The organism is Salmonella sp. SAL00672 (assembly GCF_046552175.1).
In the GTDB taxonomy this organism is placed as follows: Bacteria; Pseudomonadota; Gammaproteobacteria; order Enterobacterales; family Enterobacteriaceae; genus Salmonella; species Salmonella enterica.
Map to the genome: position 1 here is coordinate 1 of NZ_JBGDUQ010000010.1, position 17,673 is coordinate 17,673.

At 55.0% G+C, this 17,673-nt stretch carries 13 protein-coding genes; 6 read left to right on the forward strand and 7 right to left on the reverse strand.

Features of this window, described 5'->3' with window-relative positions; all coding sequences use genetic code 11:
• Positions 1-225 precede the first annotated feature (225 nt).
• Both ACLJTG_RS19175 and ACLJTG_RS19180 read right to left on the reverse strand, forming a co-directional pair.
• Positions 226-903, reverse strand: coding sequence for a hydrolase (locus tag ACLJTG_RS19175; protein WP_000097897.1), 678 nt, complete (start codon positions 901-903; stop codon positions 226-228).
• 19 nt (positions 904-922) lie between these two features.
• Positions 923-1,783, reverse strand: a complete 861-nt coding sequence (locus ACLJTG_RS19180; RefSeq protein WP_000809969.1) for a pirin family protein — start codon at positions 1,781-1,783, stop codon at positions 923-925.
• Between the two features lie 108 nt (positions 1,784-1,891).
• Between ACLJTG_RS19180 and ACLJTG_RS19185 the strand changes: the two genes are divergently transcribed.
• Positions 1,892-2,803, forward strand: coding sequence for a LysR family transcriptional regulator (locus tag ACLJTG_RS19185; protein WP_000597928.1), 912 nt, complete (start codon positions 1,892-1,894; stop codon positions 2,801-2,803).
• A 90-nt stretch (positions 2,804-2,893) separates the two neighbouring features.
• Here ACLJTG_RS19185 and infA read toward each other — a convergent pair whose 3' ends face one another.
• From infA to trxB, 5 genes are all read right to left on the reverse strand, one after another.
• Positions 2,894-3,112 carry a translation initiation factor IF-1 gene (gene infA, locus ACLJTG_RS19190; protein WP_001040187.1) on the reverse strand — a complete coding sequence of 73 codons (219 nt, stop codon included), beginning with the start codon at positions 3,110-3,112 and terminating at the stop codon, positions 2,894-2,896.
• 311 nt (positions 3,113-3,423) lie between these two features.
• Positions 3,424-4,128 (reverse strand): leucyl/phenylalanyl-tRNA--protein transferase, encoded by a 705-nt coding sequence (gene aat / locus ACLJTG_RS19195; protein WP_001241650.1) that lies wholly within the window; start codon positions 4,126-4,128, stop codon positions 3,424-3,426.
• Positions 4,129-4,172: 44 nt separating this feature from the next.
• On the reverse strand, positions 4,173-5,894 hold the full coding sequence (gene cydC / locus ACLJTG_RS19200; protein ID WP_001202255.1) for a heme ABC transporter ATP-binding protein/permease CydC: 1,722 nt from the start codon (positions 5,892-5,894) through the stop codon (positions 4,173-4,175).
• Positions 5,895-7,661: a heme ABC transporter permease/ATP-binding protein CydD gene (cydD, locus tag ACLJTG_RS19205; RefSeq protein WP_198898289.1), complete on the reverse strand. Its 1,767-nt coding sequence runs from the start codon at positions 7,659-7,661 to the stop codon at positions 5,895-5,897.
• A gap of 114 nt (positions 7,662-7,775) precedes the next feature.
• A complete protein-coding gene (trxB, locus tag ACLJTG_RS19210) occupies positions 7,776-8,744 on the reverse strand; it encodes a thioredoxin-disulfide reductase (protein ID WP_000537406.1) in 969 nt (322 codons plus the stop codon).
• Between the two features lie 546 nt (positions 8,745-9,290).
• On the opposite strand from trxB, the gene lrp reads away from it, so the two are divergent.
• The 5 genes from lrp (at position 9,291) to serS (ending at position 17,582) form a co-directional block, all read left to right on the forward strand.
• A complete protein-coding gene (lrp, locus tag ACLJTG_RS19215; protein ID WP_000228469.1) occupies positions 9,291-9,785 on the forward strand; it encodes a leucine-responsive transcriptional regulator Lrp in 495 nt (164 codons plus the stop codon).
• Positions 9,786-9,919: 134 nt separating this feature from the next.
• On the forward strand, positions 9,920-13,924 hold the full coding sequence (gene ftsK, locus ACLJTG_RS19220; protein ID WP_198898290.1) for a DNA translocase FtsK: 4,005 nt from the start codon (positions 9,920-9,922) through the stop codon (positions 13,922-13,924).
• Between the two features lie 142 nt (positions 13,925-14,066).
• Complete coding sequence (gene lolA / locus ACLJTG_RS19225; protein ID WP_001519746.1) at positions 14,067-14,678, forward strand: outer membrane lipoprotein chaperone LolA; 612 nt, start codon at positions 14,067-14,069, stop codon at positions 14,676-14,678.
• A 9-nt stretch (positions 14,679-14,687) separates the two neighbouring features.
• Positions 14,688-16,031 carry a replication-associated recombination protein RarA gene (gene rarA / locus ACLJTG_RS19230; protein WP_000067785.1) on the forward strand — a complete coding sequence of 448 codons (1,344 nt, stop codon included), beginning with the start codon at positions 14,688-14,690 and terminating at the stop codon, positions 16,029-16,031.
• Positions 16,032-16,289: 258 nt separating this feature from the next.
• Complete coding sequence (gene serS / locus ACLJTG_RS19235; RefSeq protein ID WP_000886697.1) at positions 16,290-17,582, forward strand: serine--tRNA ligase; 1,293 nt, start codon at positions 16,290-16,292, stop codon at positions 17,580-17,582.
• Positions 17,583-17,673 lie beyond the last annotated feature (91 nt).

Sequence of the window (17,673 nt, forward strand, 5' to 3'; positions counted from 1 at the left end):
GGGGATTCGAACCCCCGATACGTTGCCGTATACACACTTTCCAGGCGTGCTCCTTCAGCCACTCGGACACCTCACCATATTGTATTGCTGCCTGACCACTTGGGGGGGCAACGGGGCGCTACTATAGGGAGTTGCGCTAAAACGGTCAAGCAGAATTTACATATTCACTGTCGTTTGCTCATGCAATAGACATAATCCCCGCCCAAACTGGCGCGGGGAGGCAAATTAGCGCTGTGAATCCAACATTTCGTTGTTTTTCACCACATCCTGCGCTTTGCTGTAGCTTTCGATCAGCAGTTGATAGGCCGGGAATACCTGAGTATAAACGTCGGCCCACGCGGCGGCGTCTTCACGGTTCCAGGTGCCTTGCAGCTCAGAGGCGACTGCGGCAGTATCCATCGGTACGACGCCAGCCTGTACGATACGCGCCAGAGTGATTTCCTGCGCCATCTTACTGTAGGTGCCGGATGCGTCGATCACGGCAAATACCTTATAGCCTTCCGCTACCGCGCTAATGGCCGGGAATGCCATGCACACGCTGGTAATCGTCCCGGCAATGATCAGCGTCTTACGACCCGTCGCTTTTACCGCGTTCACGAAATCTTCGTTATCCCAGGCGTTAATTTCACCTTTGCGTGCAATATACTGCGCATGTGGCGCATTAGCGTGGATCTCCGGGATCAGCGGGCCGTTCGGACCTTGCGGTACGGATGCCGTGGTAATGACCGGCATTTTCGCTAACGTCGCCATCTTCGCCAACGCCGCGGCGCGAGCGCGTAATTCCGGCATTGGCATATCGCCTACGGTCTGGAAAAGACCGCTTTGATGATCGATTAAAAGCATCACGGAATCGTTAACATCAATTACCGGGCGCAAACCATTAAAATTAGCAGGACTTGACATCGTGTTCTCCTTCATGTTTTCAGATTTGGCCAAAACGGCCGGAGTTGAAATCGCGGACTGCTTCTGCGATCTCTTGTTTCGTGTTCATAACAAATGGGCCGTAACCCACAATCGGTTCATTCAGCGGCTCGCCTGATAACAGCAATACGCTGGCGTCGCTGCTGGCCTCAAGGTGCAGCGTTTTCCCTTGCTGGCTCAATACCACCAGTTGCGCTTCGTTGACCGGCGTCGTGCCGTTCACCGTGATATTGCCTTTCAGTACCACCAGCGCGGTGCTCCATCCTTCCGGCTGTGCCAATGTAAGCTGGCGATTGCGTTGCAGGCGCATATCCCAGACATTGAGCGGCGAGAAAGTGTGCGCTGGGCCTTTTGTCTCTTCATAACGCCCTGCAATGACCCGCACGACTCCGGCGTCATCCGGTAACGTAACGGTCGGGATAACATCGTGGGTAATGCTTTGATAACCCGGGGTGGTCATTTTGTCCTTCATGGGAAGGTTAACCCACAACTGCACCATTTCCAGTTCGCCGCCCCGACGGGTAAACGCGTCGGAGTGGAACTCTTCATGCAAAATGCCTGCGCCTGCGGTCATCCACTGAACGTCGCCCGGGCCGATAACGCCGCCGCGACCGGTAGAGTCCCGATGCTCGACTTCGCCACTATAAACAATCGTCACGGTCTCGAAACCGCGGTGTGGATGCTCCCCAACGCCGCGTTTTTCATTACCCGGCGTAAATGTGTGCGGCCCGGCATAATCCAGCAGCAGGAAGGGACTCAACTGCTGCGCATGTGACTGATAAGAAAAGAGTGAACGAACCGGAAATCCATCGCCAACCCAGTGCGGGCGAGGTGCGGTATAGACGCCTGTAATCTGTTTCATGGTGTTCTCCTCAGTGGCGTTGTCTTGATGTGAATAAGCTTATATTCATGACAAAAGGTTCGGTAGTGGCTAAAATGGCTCATACCGTTCCATTAATAGGACAATGTAATGATAAAAACGGATCTCAATGATTTTGCGTGGTTTGTGCATGTGGTCGAAGAGGGTGGGTTTGCCGCGGCGGGGCGTGCGCTTGATGAACCAAAATCAAAACTGAGCCGGCGTATTGCGCAACTGGAGGAACGGCTGGGCGTGCGATTGATTCAGCGAACCACCCGGCAGTTTAACGTTACCGAAGTGGGACAAACATTCTATGAGCACTGTAAAGCGATGCTGGTGGAAGCTCAGGCGGCGCAGGATGCCATTGCCGCATTGCAGGTAGAGCCTCGCGGTATCGTGAAGCTGACCTGCCCGGTGACGCTGCTGCATGTACACATCGGCCCAATGCTGGCGAAGTTTATGGCGCGTTATCCTGATGTTTCGCTACAGCTTGAAGCGACCAATCGTCGGGTGGACGTCGTAGGGGAGGGGGTGGATGTGGCGATTCGCGTCAGGCCGCGCCCGTTTGAAGATAGCGACCTGGTGATGCGCGTCCTGGCTGACAGAGGGCATCGCCTGTTTGCCAGCCCGGATCTTATCGCACGGATGGGAATCCCTTCCGCGCCGGCGGAGTTGAGCCATTGGCCAGGGCTAAGTCTTGCATCCGGCAAGCATATTCACCGCTGGGAACTTTATGGCCCGCAGGGCGCACGTGCGGAAGTCCATTTTACCCCGCGTATGATTACTACAGACATGTTGGCGCTACGCGAGGCGGCGATGGCGGGCGTGGGGCTTGTGCAGCTACCTGTCTTAATGGTGAAAGAACAACTGGCCGCCGGTGAACTGGTCGCGGTGCTGGAAGAGTGGGAGCCCCGGCGGGAGGTTATTCATGCTGTGTTCCCATCCCGGCGAGGGCTATTACCTTCCGTACGTGCGTTGGTCGATTTTTTGACGGAAGAGTATGCGCGGATGGTGGAAGAGTAACCTGCTCGTCATTCATCGACTTAATGGACGCAAAAAAGGCCGGTTAAACCGACCTTTTATCCAGCCGCCCTTCAGGGCGTGAGGAGACAATTAGCGACTACGGAAGACAATGCGGCCTTTGCTCAGGTCGTACGGGGTCAGCTCAACGGTCACTTTGTCGCCCGTCAGGATGCGGATGTAGTTCTTACGCATTTTACCGGAGATGTGTGCAGTAACCACGTGACCGTTTTCTAACTCTACGCGGAACATGGTATTAGGTAACGTTTCGAGAACGGTACCTTGCATTTCAATATTGTCTTCTTTGGCCATCTAATCCTCTGGGGTATCACTACCATAATTTGAACCGGCAAGATAATGCCGAACTTCTTTTGATAAGTAAAGATTTGTGCGTTTAAAACACAGCAAACCAGGTTTAGCACATGATTCCGCGATACACGACAACGCCGCGTTATACACCTTTTCCCTGATACTACCGCCTGATGTATCGACATAAGCGCAACATATAAGGGAACGGTGAAATAAACGATGGGCGTTACCTGACAACGGGCTGCGGGATAATGAGCTAAACCAATTCTGCGGCAGCAATTATAACACCCCAATAAAAAATGTGCCGAAAACATTCACTTCCGGGGCAAAAATAATGTCCGCGGCACCCAAAAACGGGAGGCCAGCGGCTGTTGGCGTAAGGCCGCGAGGTGATCGAGGTAGTCACGACGTGGAATTTCAATGGCACCGAGCGAGGCGGTATGACTATTAAGTACCTGACAATCAATAAGTTTACCGCCGTGGCGGGTAAATTCAGCGCAAAAAACCAGCAGTGCGGTTTTAGAGGCATTCTCCTGGCGGCTAAACATCGATTCGCCGCAAAATAGCGCCCCCTGCGAGACGCCATACATCCCGCCGACCAGTTCCCGATCGCGCCACACTTCAATGGAGTGCGCGTGGCCCAATTCATGTAATCGGCGATAGGCTTCCTCAATACCACGCGTTATCCAGGTGCCTTCGTCACGGTGATTGGCGCATCCATCAATGACCCGATCGAAAGCGTAATTGAGCGTCACGCGGTAAGGGGATGCGTTGTGAAAGCGCTTCATGCTGCGACTGAGATGAAACTTTTCAGGCCACAGCACGGCGCGCGGATCGGGCGACCACCACAGAATCGGGTCGCCCGGCGAAAACCACGGGAAAATCCCGTGCTGGTAGGCCATTAACAACCGGGCAGGGCTGAGATCGCCGCCCAGCGCCAGTAAACCGTTAGGCTCGCGTAAAGCGCCTTCCGGCGAAGGGAAGGCGATAGAATGTCGGGAAAGCTGAACCAGACGCATGACGGCGAAACTCCAGTACGCAAGTCGGATCGTTCAATAATAGCTTACAGACGTTGTTTAAACTGATAATAGCGCCCTTGTCCGGCTAACAATTCTGCATGAGTGCCTCGCTCAATGATGTGCCCGTCGTCCATTACGATGATTTGATCAAAACGGGCCAGGCCGCGCAAACGGTGAGTCACCATCAGGACGGTTTTTTCGCGCATCACATCGGCAAGTAATTCCAGCATTTCGCTCTCGGTGGTCGCATCCAGCCCCTCAGTGGGCTCATCCAACAGCATTAACGGAGCATCATGCAACAGCGCGCGGGCGATGGCCAGACGACGAAGTTCGCCGCCGGATAGCAGGCGACCGCCTTCGCCGAGCCAGCTATTAAGCCCACTATCTTCGAGCAGATTTTCGAGGCCGACGCGACGCAGCATGTCGGAAAGGGCTTCGTCGCTGGCATTGGGCGCCGCCAGTAATAAATTATCACGCAGCGTGGCGCTGAACAGGTGGACACGCTGCGGCACCACGCTGATAGTCCGGCGTAAGGCGGATTCGCTCAGCGAGGATAGCGGAAGATCGTTGAGCAGAATTTCGCCTTGTTGCGGGTCCCAGGCGCGGGTGAGTAGCTGCAACAGCGTTGATTTTCCGCAGCCGGTACGCCCCAGAATAGCGACATGCTCGCCAGGATTAGCCTGTAATGAGAGGGCATTGAGCGCATTAATCGGCTGGTCGGGATAACGAAACGAAACGTCCCGCAGGGTGAGTGTGACCTTTTCCGGCGCGGGAGTTTCTGCTTGCGGAAAGGTCACCTCCGGTTTTTGCTCCGTTAATTCAGTGATACGAAGCGCAGAGGCGATAACCTGCCCCAGATGCTGGAATGCGCCGGTAACGGGCGCAAGCGCCTCGAAAGCCGCCAGCGCGCAGAAGACAAACAGCGCGATGAGCGCGCCGGGCTGCGTATTGCCGCCAACGCCGCCGGAGGCCATCCACAACATTAACATCACCGCCAGCGCACCAATCAGCAGCATTAACGCCTGCGATAAGGCGGTGAGTTCAGACTGTCGGCGTTGGGCCTCATGCCATTGTAATTCGGTGGCTTCCATTTGCGCCCGATAGCGTTTGCTGGCGCCAAAAATGGTGAGTTCCGCCTGGCCCTGTAACCATGACGTGAGCTGCTGGCGATACTGACCTCGTAGATGCGTCAGATTTTGGCCGGTATTTTTGCCGGCGCGATAAAACACCGGCGGCATAATAAACAGCGTCAACAGCATAATGCCGCCCAGCGTGATCGCCAGCGTCACGTCGAGAACGCTAAGCCCCAGGGTGACAATCATAATCACTACAAAAGCGCCGACCAGCGGGGAGATGACGCGCAAATAGAGATGGTCCAGCGTGTCGACGTCGGCAACGATGCGGTTCAGCAGTTCACCTTGCTGATAACGCGCCAGACCCGCGGGGGAGAGCGGTAAAAGTTTGCTGAAGGTATAAATACGCAGATGTTGCAGCACGCGGAACGTGGCGTCATGACTTACCAGACGTTCAAAATAACGACCGGCGGTACGGGTAATGGCCGCGCCGCGCACGCCGGCCGCCGGGAGCATATAGTTAAAACTGTAAATTCCCGCGAAGCCTGCGATAGCGGACGCGGACAGGAACCAGCCGGAAAGCGTCAGCAGCCCGATACTGGCAAGCAGGGTCAGGATTGCCAGCGCAATTCCCAGCGTTAGCATCCATTTGTGGCGTTTATAAAGCGTCAGATAAGGGAGTAGCGCGCGCATTTAAATATCCTCCTGACGGTGAGCCAATAACGTCGCAAAAGCGCCGTTGGCGGCGCTGAGTTCGGCATAGCTGCCTTGTTCGACAATCGCGCCATCTTGCATAACCCAGATAGCGTCCCAGTCGGCGAGATCTTCCAACTGATGCGTCACCATTAATGTGGTCTGGCGTTTTGACGCCGCTTTTAACGCCTGCATGACGCGTTGCTCGCTGTGAGCGTCCAGGCTTGCCGCCGGTTCATCCAGCAGTAGCAGTTGACAGGGATTAAGTAGCGCGCGGGCGACCGCTACACGCTGTGCCTGGCCGACGGAAAGTCTGCTGGCATGATTGCCGAGCGGGGTGTCTACTCCCTGCGGCAGCAGCGGTAAAAACTCGCTTACCCATGCGGCGTCAAGCGCGGCATAAAGTTCCTGCTCGCTGGCGTCCGGGCGCGCCAGTAATACATTTTCGCGTAGCGTCGCTGCAGGTAATTGCGGGTTTTGTCCGACCCAGGAGAGATGCTGGCGCCAGGATTCCGGCGAGAGATCGCGAAGCTCGACACCGTTAATACGCAAAGAGCCCTGATAGGAGAGAAAACCGGATAATACATTCAACAGAGAGCTTTTACCGGAACCGCTGCGTCCTACCAGGACGGCGCGTTCTCCTGCCGCTAATGAGAAATTCAGCGGCCCGGCAAGCGTTTTGCCTTCTGGCGAGGTGATAATAAGATTGACTGCGTCAATGGTTACAGGTTCGTTTTCCGCCAGCTCAACTTCGCCGCGCGCCGGGTGGGCGAGGGGTGTTTCCAGAAACGTCTTCAGACTATCCGCCGCGCCAACCGCCTGCGCCTTAGCATGGTAAAACGTGCCGAGGTCGCGTAACGGCTGGAAAAACTCCGGCGCGAGGATCAAGGCGAGGAACCCGGCGGCGAGCGTCACGCCGGTACCGTAATGACCAAAGTTCAGTTCGCCCAGGTAAGAGAAGCCAAAATAAACGGCGACCAGCGCAATAGAAAGCGAGGTGAAAAATTCCAGCACGCCGGAAGATAAAAAGGCGAGGCGCAGTACTTCCATCGTGCGCTGACGAAAATCCTGCGATGCTGCGCGAATGCTTTCGGTTTCCGCTTCTCCACGACCGAAAATTCGCAGCGTTTCCATCCCGCGCAGACGGTCAAGAAAATGGCCGCTTAGCCGGGCAAGCGCCAGGAAATTGCGGCGGTTGGCGTCAGCCGCGCCCATCCCCACCATTACCATAAATAGGGGAATGAGCGGGGCGGTGCCCAGCAGAATCAGCGCCGCCGCCCAGTTTGACGGGAAAATCGCCGCCACGATTAAGAGCGGTACGCAAACGGCAAGCGCCATTTGCGGCAGATAGCGCGCATAATAGTCATGCATATCGTCAATCTGCTCCAACACCAGCGTCGCCCAGCTACCGGCGGGCTTGCCCTGAATCCAGGCAGGGCCGGCTTGCTGCAGACGATCCAACACCTGACGGCGGATTTCAAAGCGAATATGTTGTCCGGCATGAAAACCGACGCGCTCGCGCAACCACACCACCCAGGCGCGAAGGACAAAGACCAGTATCAGCAGGATAAAAGGGAGCAACAGCGCTTCCCGTGGAATGTTCTCCATGATCATATGTTGCAGGATACGCGCCATGATCCAGGCCTGAGCGACAATTAATACGCCACTCATGAACCCCAACAGGCGGGAAATATTCAACCACCGTTGGGAGATTACGCTTTGCTGTTTTAACCAGCGGGTCAGCTCTTTTTGACGGGTTTTATTCATTGCACGCTTAGCAGGTGAGTTATTAGAATTTCAGGCAGGGGCAATGTTACAACGACGCAAAAATAAAGGCGACTTATAGTCGCCTTTTTTACTTTTGTTACTGATTTGTAAAAACTATTTGCTCGCGTCGGCCAGACCATCGAGATAGCGTTCGGCATCCAGCGCCGCCATACAGCCCGTACCTGCAGAGGTGATCGCCTGACGGTAAATATGATCCATAACGTCACCCGCCGCGAATACGCCAGGGATGCTGGTTTGTGTGGCGTTGCCATGGGTGCCGGACTGAACTTTGATATAACCATTTTCCAGCTCAAGCTGGCCTTCGAAGAGCGCCGTGTTTGGGCTATGGCCGATGGCTACGAAAAGTCCGGCGATGTCCAGAGTCTCGATATTATCGCTCTGCTGCGTGTCGCGAAGACGCAGACCAGTAACGCCCATCTGATCGCCGGTCACTTCTTCCAGCGTCCGGTTGGTGTGCAGGATGATATTGCCATTTTCGACTTTATCCATCAGGCGCTTAATGAGAATTTTTTCAGCGCGGAAACCGTCACGGCGATGGATAAGGTGCACTTCCGAAGCGATGTTGGACAGATAAAGCGCTTCTTCAACCGCGGTGTTGCCGCCGCCGATCACCGCCACTTTCTGATTGCGGTAGAAGAAACCGTCGCAGGTTGCGCAGGCGGAAACGCCGCGCCCTTTAAAGGCTTCTTCCGATGGCAGCCCCAGATAGCGCGCGGAAGCGCCGGTCGCAATGATCAACGCATCACAAGTGTACTCTGCGCTGTCACCTGTCAGACGGAACGGACGATTTTGCAGATCCACTTTGTTGATGTGATCAAAGATTATCTCGGTTTCAAATTTTGCCGCATGTTCATGCATGCGTTCCATCAGCAGCGGGCCGGTCAAATCGTTTGGATCGCCGGGCCAGTTTTCCACTTCCGTCGTGGTAGTCAGTTGACCGCCTTTTTCCATACCGGTAATAAGTACCGGCTGTAAATTTGCGCGCGCGGCATACACCGCCGCGGTATATCCCGCCGGTCCTGAGCCCAGAATAAGCAGCTTACTGTGTTTGGTCGTGCCCATGAGATCCCCATAGTTGTTGGCAGACAATGAGCAGAATTGTAGGGAATTTACAGACGTAAAAAAAGAGCATAACGATTTTGTTAACAATATGTGTAATAGCATGAACCGATGAACGACCGCGACAGCGACGTTATCATCACAAACTTTAATTAAAATCGGTAACTTATAAGGTGACGAAATGACAGTTTACCGCCCTCTCTAATGAATAACTGGCATGTTGTACTAAAAATCGATGTTTTGCTTTGACAATCACCTGCTGTTTTGCGAAAACATTCGAGGAAGAAAAAAACTGTGTTATGTATGTGCTGCATAATCATGCATGTAAATACCATGTTTACCGGGCTAGTGAAATCTACGCATGGCGTGGACAGACGCCATTCGTGATGTCGATAGCTGCCGTGAGGCAACGGTCTTCTCACCATAGACCAGGCATTGCGCGCCGTTAATCCCTCTGGGTTTCGGTCTATTGTGATGGGCAGCGACTCTGAACAGTGATGTGAGTAGAGTCAGGCAGGAGTAGGGAAGGAATACAGAGAGACAATAATAATGGTAGATAGCAAGAAGCGCCCTGGCAAAGATCTCGACCGTATCGATCGTAACATTCTTAATGAACTGCAAAAGGATGGGCGTATTTCCAACGTCGAGCTTTCTAAACGAGTAGGACTTTCGCCGACACCTTGCCTTGAGCGTGTGCGTCGGCTGGAGCGACAGGGGTTTATCCAGGGCTATACGGCGCTGTTGAACCCGCATTATCTGGATGCGTCACTTCTGGTATTCGTTGAGATTACCTTAAATCGCGGCGCGCCGGATGTGTTTGAACAGTTTAATGCCGCCGTGCAAAAGCTTGAAGAGATTCAGGAGTGTCATTTGGTTTCCGGCGATTTCGACTACCTGTTGAAAACCCGTGTACCGGATATGTCAGCGTATCGAAAACTATTGGGAGAGACGTTGCTGCGCTTGCCAGGTGTGAACGACACCCGAACTTACGTAGTGATGGAAGAGGTAAAACAGAGTAATCGTCTGGTTATTAAGACACGCTAACACGGAACAGGTGCAAAATCGCCGTAGTTTGATTACACTCCTGTTAATCCATACAGCAACAGTGCCGGGGCAACCCGGTGCTGTTGTCCGTTTTAGCATCGGGCGGGAAAAGCCTGGAACCTGGAGAGCCTTTTTTGAGCCAGGAATATACTGAAGACAAAGACGTCACATTGACGAAGTTAAGCAGCGGGCGCCGACTTCTGGAAGCGTTGTTGATACTTATTGCCCTTTTTGCCGTCTGGTTGATGGCGGCCTTGTTGAGCTTTAACCCTTCGGACCCCAGTTGGTCGCAAACCGCCTGGCATGAACCCATCCATAATTTAGGCGGCGCGCCGGGCGCGTGGCTGGCCGATACACTGTTCTTTATTTTTGGCGTAATGGCCTACACCATCCCTGTCATTATTGTCGGCGGGTGTTGGTTTGCGTGGCGTCATCAGTCTACGGATGATTACATCGACTATTTTGCTGTGTCGCTACGCCTTATCGGCGTGCTGGCGCTGATTCTCACTTCCTGCGGACTGGCGGCCATTAATGCCGACGATATCTGGTATTTCGCCTCCGGCGGCGTAATTGGCAGCCTGTTAAGCACCACGCTGCAGCCGTTGTTGCATAGTAGCGGCGGAACGATAATGCTTCTCTGTATTTGGGCTGCCGGGCTGACGCTCTTTACCGGCTGGTCCTGGGTCAGTATCGCCGAAAAATTAGGCGGCTGGCTGCTTAATATACTGACCTTCGCCAGCAACCGTACCCGGCGTGATGATACGTGGGTTGACGACGAAGAGTATGATGACGAATACGATGAAGAAACCGACGGCGTGCAGCGTGAATCTCGCCGGGCGCGTATTTTGCGCGGCGCGTTGGCGCGTCGTAAGCGACTGGCTGAAAAATTCAGCAATCCACGGGGCCGTCAGACCGATGCCGCGCTCTTTTCCGGCAAACGGATGGATGATGACGAGGACATTCAGTATAGCGCGCGCGGCGTCGCTGCCGATCCGGACGACGTTCTGTTTTCGGGCAACCGTGCGACGCAGCCGGAATATGATGAATATGATCCGCTGTTAAACGGCCATTCTGTCACCGAACCGGTCGCCGCCGCTGCGGCTGCAACCGCCGTCACCCAGACGTGGGCAGCGTCCGCCGATCCCATAATGCAAACGCCGCCCATGCCGGGGGCTGAGCCGGTTGTCGCGCAACCGACCGTGGAGTGGCAGCCCGTACCGGGGCCGCAAACCGGCGAACCGGTTATCGCGCCTGCGCCGGAGGGGTATCAGCCGCATCCGCAATATGCTCAACCGCAAGAGGCGCAAAGTGCGCCGTGGCAGCAACCTGTGCCTGTCGCTTCCGCGCCGCAATACGCCGCGACGCCAGCGACCGCAGCAGAATATGACTCTCTTGCGCCGCAGGAAACACAGCCGCAATGGCAGGCGCCGGATGCCGAACAACACTGGCAGCCGGAGCCGACCCATCAGCCGGAGCCGGTTTATCAGCCGGAGCCGATAGCGGCTGAACCTTCCCACATGCCGCCGCCGGTTATCGAACAGCCGGTTGCCACCGAGCCTGAACCTGACACAGAAGAGACCAGACCCGCCCGTCCTCCGCTTTACTATTTTGAAGAGGTGGAAGAGAAACGCGCCCGTGAGCGCGAACAACTGGCGGCATGGTATCAACCGATTCCGGAGCCGGTAAAAGAGAACGTGCCGGTCAAACCTACGGTATCTGTCGCGCCGTCCATACCGCCAGTGGAAGCGGTAGCCGCCGCCGCGTCGCTTGACGCAGGTATTAAGAGTGGCGCCCTGGCAGCAGGCGCCGCGGCCGCTGCGCCTGCATTTAGTCTGGCTACCGGCGGCGCGCCGCGTCCGCAGGTGAAAGAGGGGATTGGTCCGCAACTGCCGCGTCCGAACCGCGTTCGCGTGCCGACCCGACGGGAACTGGCATCGTACGGTATTAAGCTGCCGTCACAGAGGATTGCAGAAGAAAAAGCCCGCGAGGCGGAGCGCAATCAGTACGAGACGGGCGTGCAGCTCACCGATGAAGAAATAGATGCAATGCATCAGGACGAGTTAGCCCGTCAGTTTGCGCAGTCGCAGCAGCATCGTTATGGTGAGACGTATCAGCACGATACTCAACAGGCAGAAGATGACGATACCGCTGCGGAAGCTGAATTAGCCCGCCAGTTTGCCGCTTCGCAACAGCAGCGCTATTCCGGCGAGCAACCCTCTGGCGCGCAGCCGTTCTCACTGGACGATCTGGATTTCTCGCCAATGAAAGTATTGGTTGATGAAGGTCCGCACGAACCGCTGTTCACGCCGGGTGTCATGCCCGAGTCAACGCCTGTTCAGCAACCGGTAGCGCCGCAGCCTCAGCCACAGTACCAGCAGCCGCAGCAGCCGGTAGCGCCGCAGCCGCAGTATCAGCAGCCGCAACAGCCGGTAGCGCCTCAGCCGCAGTATCAGCAGCCGCAACAGCCGGTAGCGCCGCAGCCGCAGTATCAGCAGCCGCAACAGCCGGTAGCGCCGCAGCCACAGTATCAGCAGCCGCAGCAGCCGGTAGCGCCGCAGCCACAGTATCAGCAGCCGCAACAGCCGACAGCGCCGCAAGACAGCCTGATCCACCCGCTGTTGATGCGTAACGGCGACAGTCGTCCATTACAGCGTCCGACGACGCCGCTGCCTTCGTTAGATCTTCTGACGCCGCCGCCGAGCGAAGTTGAACCGGTAGATACCTTTGCGCTGGAACAAATGGCGCGTCTGGTTGAAGCGCGTCTGGCGGATTTCCGCATTAAAGCTGATGTGGTGAACTATTCGCCAGGCCCGGTCATTACTCGCTTTGAACTCAATCTGGCCCCGGGCGTTAAAGCGGCGCGTATCTCCAACCTTTCCCGGGATCTGGCGCGCTCATTGTCAACGGTAGCCGTACGCGTTGTGGAAGTCATTCCAGGCAAACCTTACGTAGGGTTGGAATTGCCGAACAAGAAACGGCAAACCGTTTATCTGCGCGAAGTGTTGGATAACGCCAAATTCCGCGAGAATCCGTCGCCGCTTACCGTGGTGTTAGGTAAGGATATCGCGGGCGATCCGGTAGTGGCGGATCTGGCGAAAATGCCTCACCTGCTGGTGGCCGGTACGACCGGTTCCGGTAAGTCGGTCGGGGTTAACGCCATGATCCTCAGTATGCTGTATAAAGCGCAGCCGGAAGACGTTCGCTTTATCATGATCGACCCGAAAATGTTAGAACTTTCGGTCTATGAAGGTATACCGCATCTGCTGACGGAAGTTGTTACCGACATGAAAGACGCGGCTAACGCGTTACGCTGGAGCGTCAATGAGATGGAGCGTCGCTATAAGCTGATGTCCGCGCTCGGCGTGCGTAATCTGGCTGGTTATAACGAGAAAATCGCCGAAGCGGCCCGCATGGGACGCCCGATTCCGGACCCGTACTGGAAGCCGGGCGACAGTATGGATGTTCAGCATCCGGTTCTGGAAAAACTGCCGTATATCGTGGTACTGGTTGATGAATTTGCCGACCTGATGATGACCGTCGGTAAAAAAGTTGAAGAGTTGATCGCGCGTCTGGCGCAGAAAGCGCGCGCTGCGGGGATTCACCTGGTACTGGCGACGCAGCGTCCGTCGGTCGATGTGATTACTGGTTTAATTAAAGCCAACATTCCAACCCGTATCGCTTTTACCGTATCCAGCAAGATCGACTCCCGCACCATTCTTGATCAGGGTGGCGCTGAGTCGCTGTTAGGTATGGGGGACATGCTCTACTCCGGACCAAACTCCACCATGCCGGTACGTGTCCATGGGGCGTTTGTGCGTGACCAGGAAGTCCATGCGGTGGTGCAGGACTGGAAAGCGCGCGGTCGTCCGCAATATGTGGATGGCATTACCTCCGACAGCGAAAGCGAAGGTGGCGGTGGCGGTTTTGACGGCGGCGAAGAATTAGATGCGCTATTCGATCAGGCCGTTAATTTCGTCACCCAGAAGCGTAAAGCGTCCATTTCCGGCGTTCAGCGTCAGTTCCGCATCGGCTATAACCGTGCGGCGCGTATTATCGAACAGATGGAAGCGCAGGGTATTGTCAGCGCTCAGGGGCATAACGGTAATCGTGAAGTGCTGGCTCCGCCGCCTTTTGAGTAAACCTGTAAGCCGGATGGCGCTGTGCAGGCTGCCATCCGGCAACAAAATTCAGTATTTTCTTCTTTCCTCATGCTGATTTTTGGCCTGGAATAGAAAGCAAAAGGAGCTCCTGGTCGGGAGTGTCGAAACCTGAGGAATAATGATGAAAAAAATGGCAATCGCCTGTGCATTACTTTCAAGCGTTGTAGCCAGCAGCGTATGGGCTGACGCCGCCAGCTCTCTGAAAAGCCGTCTGGATAAAGTGAGCAGCTTTCATGCCACCTTTACTCAAAAAGTCACCGATGGCAGCGGTGCCGCGGTGCAGGAGGGACAGGGTGATTTATGGGTTAAGCGGCCAAATCTATTCAACTGGCATATGACGCAACCTGACGAGAGTATTCTGGTTTCTGACGGCAAAACGTTATGGTTCTATAACCCGTTTGTAGAACAGGCTACCGCCACGTGGTTGAAAGATGCCACCGGAAATACACCGTTTATGCTGATTGCCCGCAACCAGGCCAGCGACTGGCAGCAGTATAATATTAAGCAGGATGGCGATAATTTTGTGCTGACGCCGAAAGCCAGCAACGGCAATCTGAAACAGTTCACCATCAATGTGGGACGCGACGGGACTATCCACCAGTTTAGCGCCGTAGAACAAGACGATCAGCGTAGCGCCTATCAGCTAAAATCCCAGCAAAACGGCGCGGTTGATCCGTCAAAATTTACGTTTACTCCGCCGCAAGGGGTAACGATAGACGACCAACGTAAGTAGAGGCGATGAGTGAGCAATCTGTCGCTCGATTTTTCTGATAATACGTTTCAACCGCTGGCCGCGCGAATGCGGCCGGAAAATTTAGCACAGTATATCGGCCAGCAGCATTTGCTGGCCGCAGGTAAACCGTTGCCTCGCGCTATTGAGGCCGGGCATCTGCACTCCATGATTTTATGGGGGCCGCCAGGGACGGGGAAAACCACGCTCGCTGAAGTGATCGCCCGCTACGCCAGCGCCGATGTCGAGCGTATTTCCGCCGTCACTTCTGGGGTAAAAGAGATTCGCGAAGCTATTGAGCGCGCCCGCCAGAATCGTAATGCCGGACGCCGTACCATCCTGTTTGTCGATGAAGTGCATCGCTTTAACAAAAGCCAACAGGACGCCTTTTTACCGCATATCGAAGATGGCACTATCACCTTTATCGGCGCGACCACGGAAAATCCCTCTTTTGAGCTGAACTCGGCGCTATTGTCGCGAGCGCGGGTCTATCTGCTGAAATCGTTGACCACTGACGATATTGAGCAAGTACTGGACCAGGCGATGCAGGACAAAACGCGTGGTTACGGCGATCAGGATATCGTGTTACCAGATGAGACACGGCGAGCGATTGCTGAGTTGGTCAATGGCGACGCGCGGCGCGCCTTAAATACGCTGGAAATGATGGCTGATATGGCGGAGGCGGATGACAGCGGCAAACGCGTTTTATTGCCCGCCTTGTTGACCGAGATCGCCGGCGAGCGCAGCGCGCGTTTTGATAACAAAGGCGATCGCTTCTACGATCTTATTTCCGCCTTACATAAATCAGTGCGCGGCAGCGCGCCGGATGCCGCCCTCTATTGGTATGCCCGTATCATTACCGCGGGAGGCGATCCGCTGTACGTGGCGCGTCGCTGCCTGGCGATTGCCTCGGAAGATGTGGGTAATGCCGATCCGCGCGCGATGCAGGTCGCCATTGCCGCATGGGATTGTTTTACCCGCGTTGGCCCGGCTGAAGGCGAAAGGGCGATCGCGCAGGCTATCGTTTATCTCGCCTGCGCGCCGAAGAGCAACGCCGTCTATACCGCCTTTAAGGCTGCGCTGGCCGACGCGCGCGAACGTCCTGATTATGACGTTCCTGTCCATCTGCGTAATGCGCCAACCAAACTGATGAAAGAGATGGGCTATGGCCAGGAGTACCGCTATGCCCACGATGAGCCCAATGCCTATGCTGCGGGTGAAGTGTACTTCCCGCCGGAAATCGCGCAAACGCGCTATTATCATCCGACAAATCGTGGTCTGGAAGGCAAGATTGGCGAAAAGCTCGCCTGGCTGGCTGAACAGGATCAAAATAGCCCCACAAAACGCTACCGCTAGTGTAAACGTTGCGGTAAGGTTATCTCTAAATATGATGCTCCAGGTATCATGGCGTTGATGATGAATCTCGTTATGCCTGATAGCACGTTGCTTATGAGGTCCGCGGGTATAGCGCAATGGATGCGTTGTTGCTGTCGTCGGTCAGGTAAGGCGAAAACGTCGCTATTACGTAAACGCGGTTTACGTTCATCAATACAATCAGAGGCGATCATCAATTGATCGCGTTTCCTTTTATTATTCGATAAGCACAGGATAAGCATGCTCGATCCCAATCTGCTGCGTAATGAGCCAGACGCAGTCGCTGAAAAACTGGCACGCCGGGGCTTTAAGCTGGATGTAGATAAGCTGCGCGCTCTTGAAGAGCGTCGTAAAGTTTTGCAGGTCAACACGGAAAACCTGCAGGCGGAGCGTAATTCTCGATCGAAATCCATCGGCCAGGCGAAAGCGCGCGGGGAAGATATCGAGCCTTTACGCCTGGAAGTGAATAAACTGGGCGAAGAGCTGGATGCGGCGAAAGCCGAGCTGGATACCTTGCTGGCGGAGATCCGCGATATCGCACTGACCATCCCAAACCTGCCTGCGGATGAAGTGCCGGTAGGTAAAGATGAAAACGACAACGTTGAAGTCAGCCGCTGGGGTACCCCGCGTGAGTTTGATTTTGAAATCCGCGATCACGTCACCTTAGGGGAAATGCACTCCGGCCTCGACTTTGCCGCCGCGGTTAAGCTGACCGGCTCCCGTTTTGTGGTGATGAAAGGACAGATTGCGCGTATGCATCGCGCATTGTCGCAGTTCATGTTGGATCTGCATACGGAACAGCACGGCTATAGCGAAAACTACGTGCCGTATCTGGTTAACCACGACACGCTGTATGGCACCGGTCAACTGCCGAAATTCGCAGGCGACTTGTTCCATACCCGTCCGCTGGAAGAAGAAGCAGACAGCAGCAACTATGCTTTGATCCCGACGGCGGAGGTTCCGCTGACCAATCTGGTACGCGATGAAATCATCGACGAAGATCAACTGCCGATTAAAATGACGGCGCATACGCCTTGTTTCCGTTCTGAAGCAGGTTCTTATGGTCGTGATACCCGTGGCCTGATTCGTATGCATCAGTTTGACAAAGTTGAGATGGTGCAGATCGTTCGCCCGGAAGATTCTATGGCTGCGTTGGAAGAGATGACCGGCCACGCGGAAAAAGTGCTCCAGCTACTGGGACTGCCGTACCGTAAAATCATTCTGTGCACTGGCGATATGGGCTTCGGCGCCTGCAAAACCTATGACCTCGAAGTCTGGGTTCCGGCGCAGAATACCTACCGCGAGATCTCTTCCTGCTCTAACGTCTGGGACTTCCAGGCGCGTCGTATGCAGGCACGTTGTCGCAGCAAGTCCGACAAAAAGACCCGTCTGGTCCATACCCTGAATGGTTCTGGTCTGGCGGTAGGTCGTACCCTGGTGGCTGTGATGGAAAACTATCAGCAGGCTGATGGCCGCATTGAAGTGCCGGAAGTATTACGTCCGTACATGAACGGACTGGAATATATCGGCTAATCCTCGCTTTCTCCTCTTCTAAAAAGCGCCTTCGGGCGCTTTTTTTATGCCAGTTTGATACCGGACAATAATCCCTACCCTATTAGGGGTA

Excerpts from the sequence above, each read along its gene's own strand:
- ACLJTG_RS19175 (WP_000097897.1), bottom strand. The coding sequence starts at position 903 with ATGTCAAGTCCTGCTAATTTTAATGGTTTGCGCCCGGTAATTGATGTT.
- serS (WP_000886697.1), top strand. The coding sequence starts at position 16,290 with ATGCTCGATCCCAATCTGCTGCGTAATGAGCCAGACGCAGTCGCTGAA.
- trxB (WP_000537406.1), bottom strand. The coding sequence starts at position 8,744 with ATGGGCACGACCAAACACAGTAAGCTGCTTATTCTGGGCTCAGGACCG.
- lolA (WP_001519746.1), top strand. The coding sequence starts at position 14,067 with ATGAAAAAAATGGCAATCGCCTGTGCATTACTTTCAAGCGTTGTAGCC.
- ACLJTG_RS19180 (WP_000809969.1), bottom strand. The coding sequence starts at position 1,783 with ATGAAACAGATTACAGGCGTCTATACCGCACCTCGCCCGCACTGGGTT.
- lrp (WP_000228469.1), top strand. The coding sequence starts at position 9,291 with ATGGTAGATAGCAAGAAGCGCCCTGGCAAAGATCTCGACCGTATCGAT.
- aat (WP_001241650.1), bottom strand. The coding sequence starts at position 4,128 with ATGCGTCTGGTTCAGCTTTCCCGACATTCTATCGCCTTCCCTTCGCCG.
- cydD (WP_198898289.1), bottom strand. The coding sequence starts at position 7,661 with ATGAATAAAACCCGTCAAAAAGAGCTGACCCGCTGGTTAAAACAGCAA.
- ACLJTG_RS19185 (WP_000597928.1), top strand. The coding sequence starts at position 1,892 with ATGATAAAAACGGATCTCAATGATTTTGCGTGGTTTGTGCATGTGGTC.
- infA (WP_001040187.1), bottom strand. The coding sequence starts at position 3,112 with ATGGCCAAAGAAGACAATATTGAAATGCAAGGTACCGTTCTCGAAACG.
- cydC (WP_001202255.1), bottom strand. The coding sequence starts at position 5,894 with ATGCGCGCGCTACTCCCTTATCTGACGCTTTATAAACGCCACAAATGG.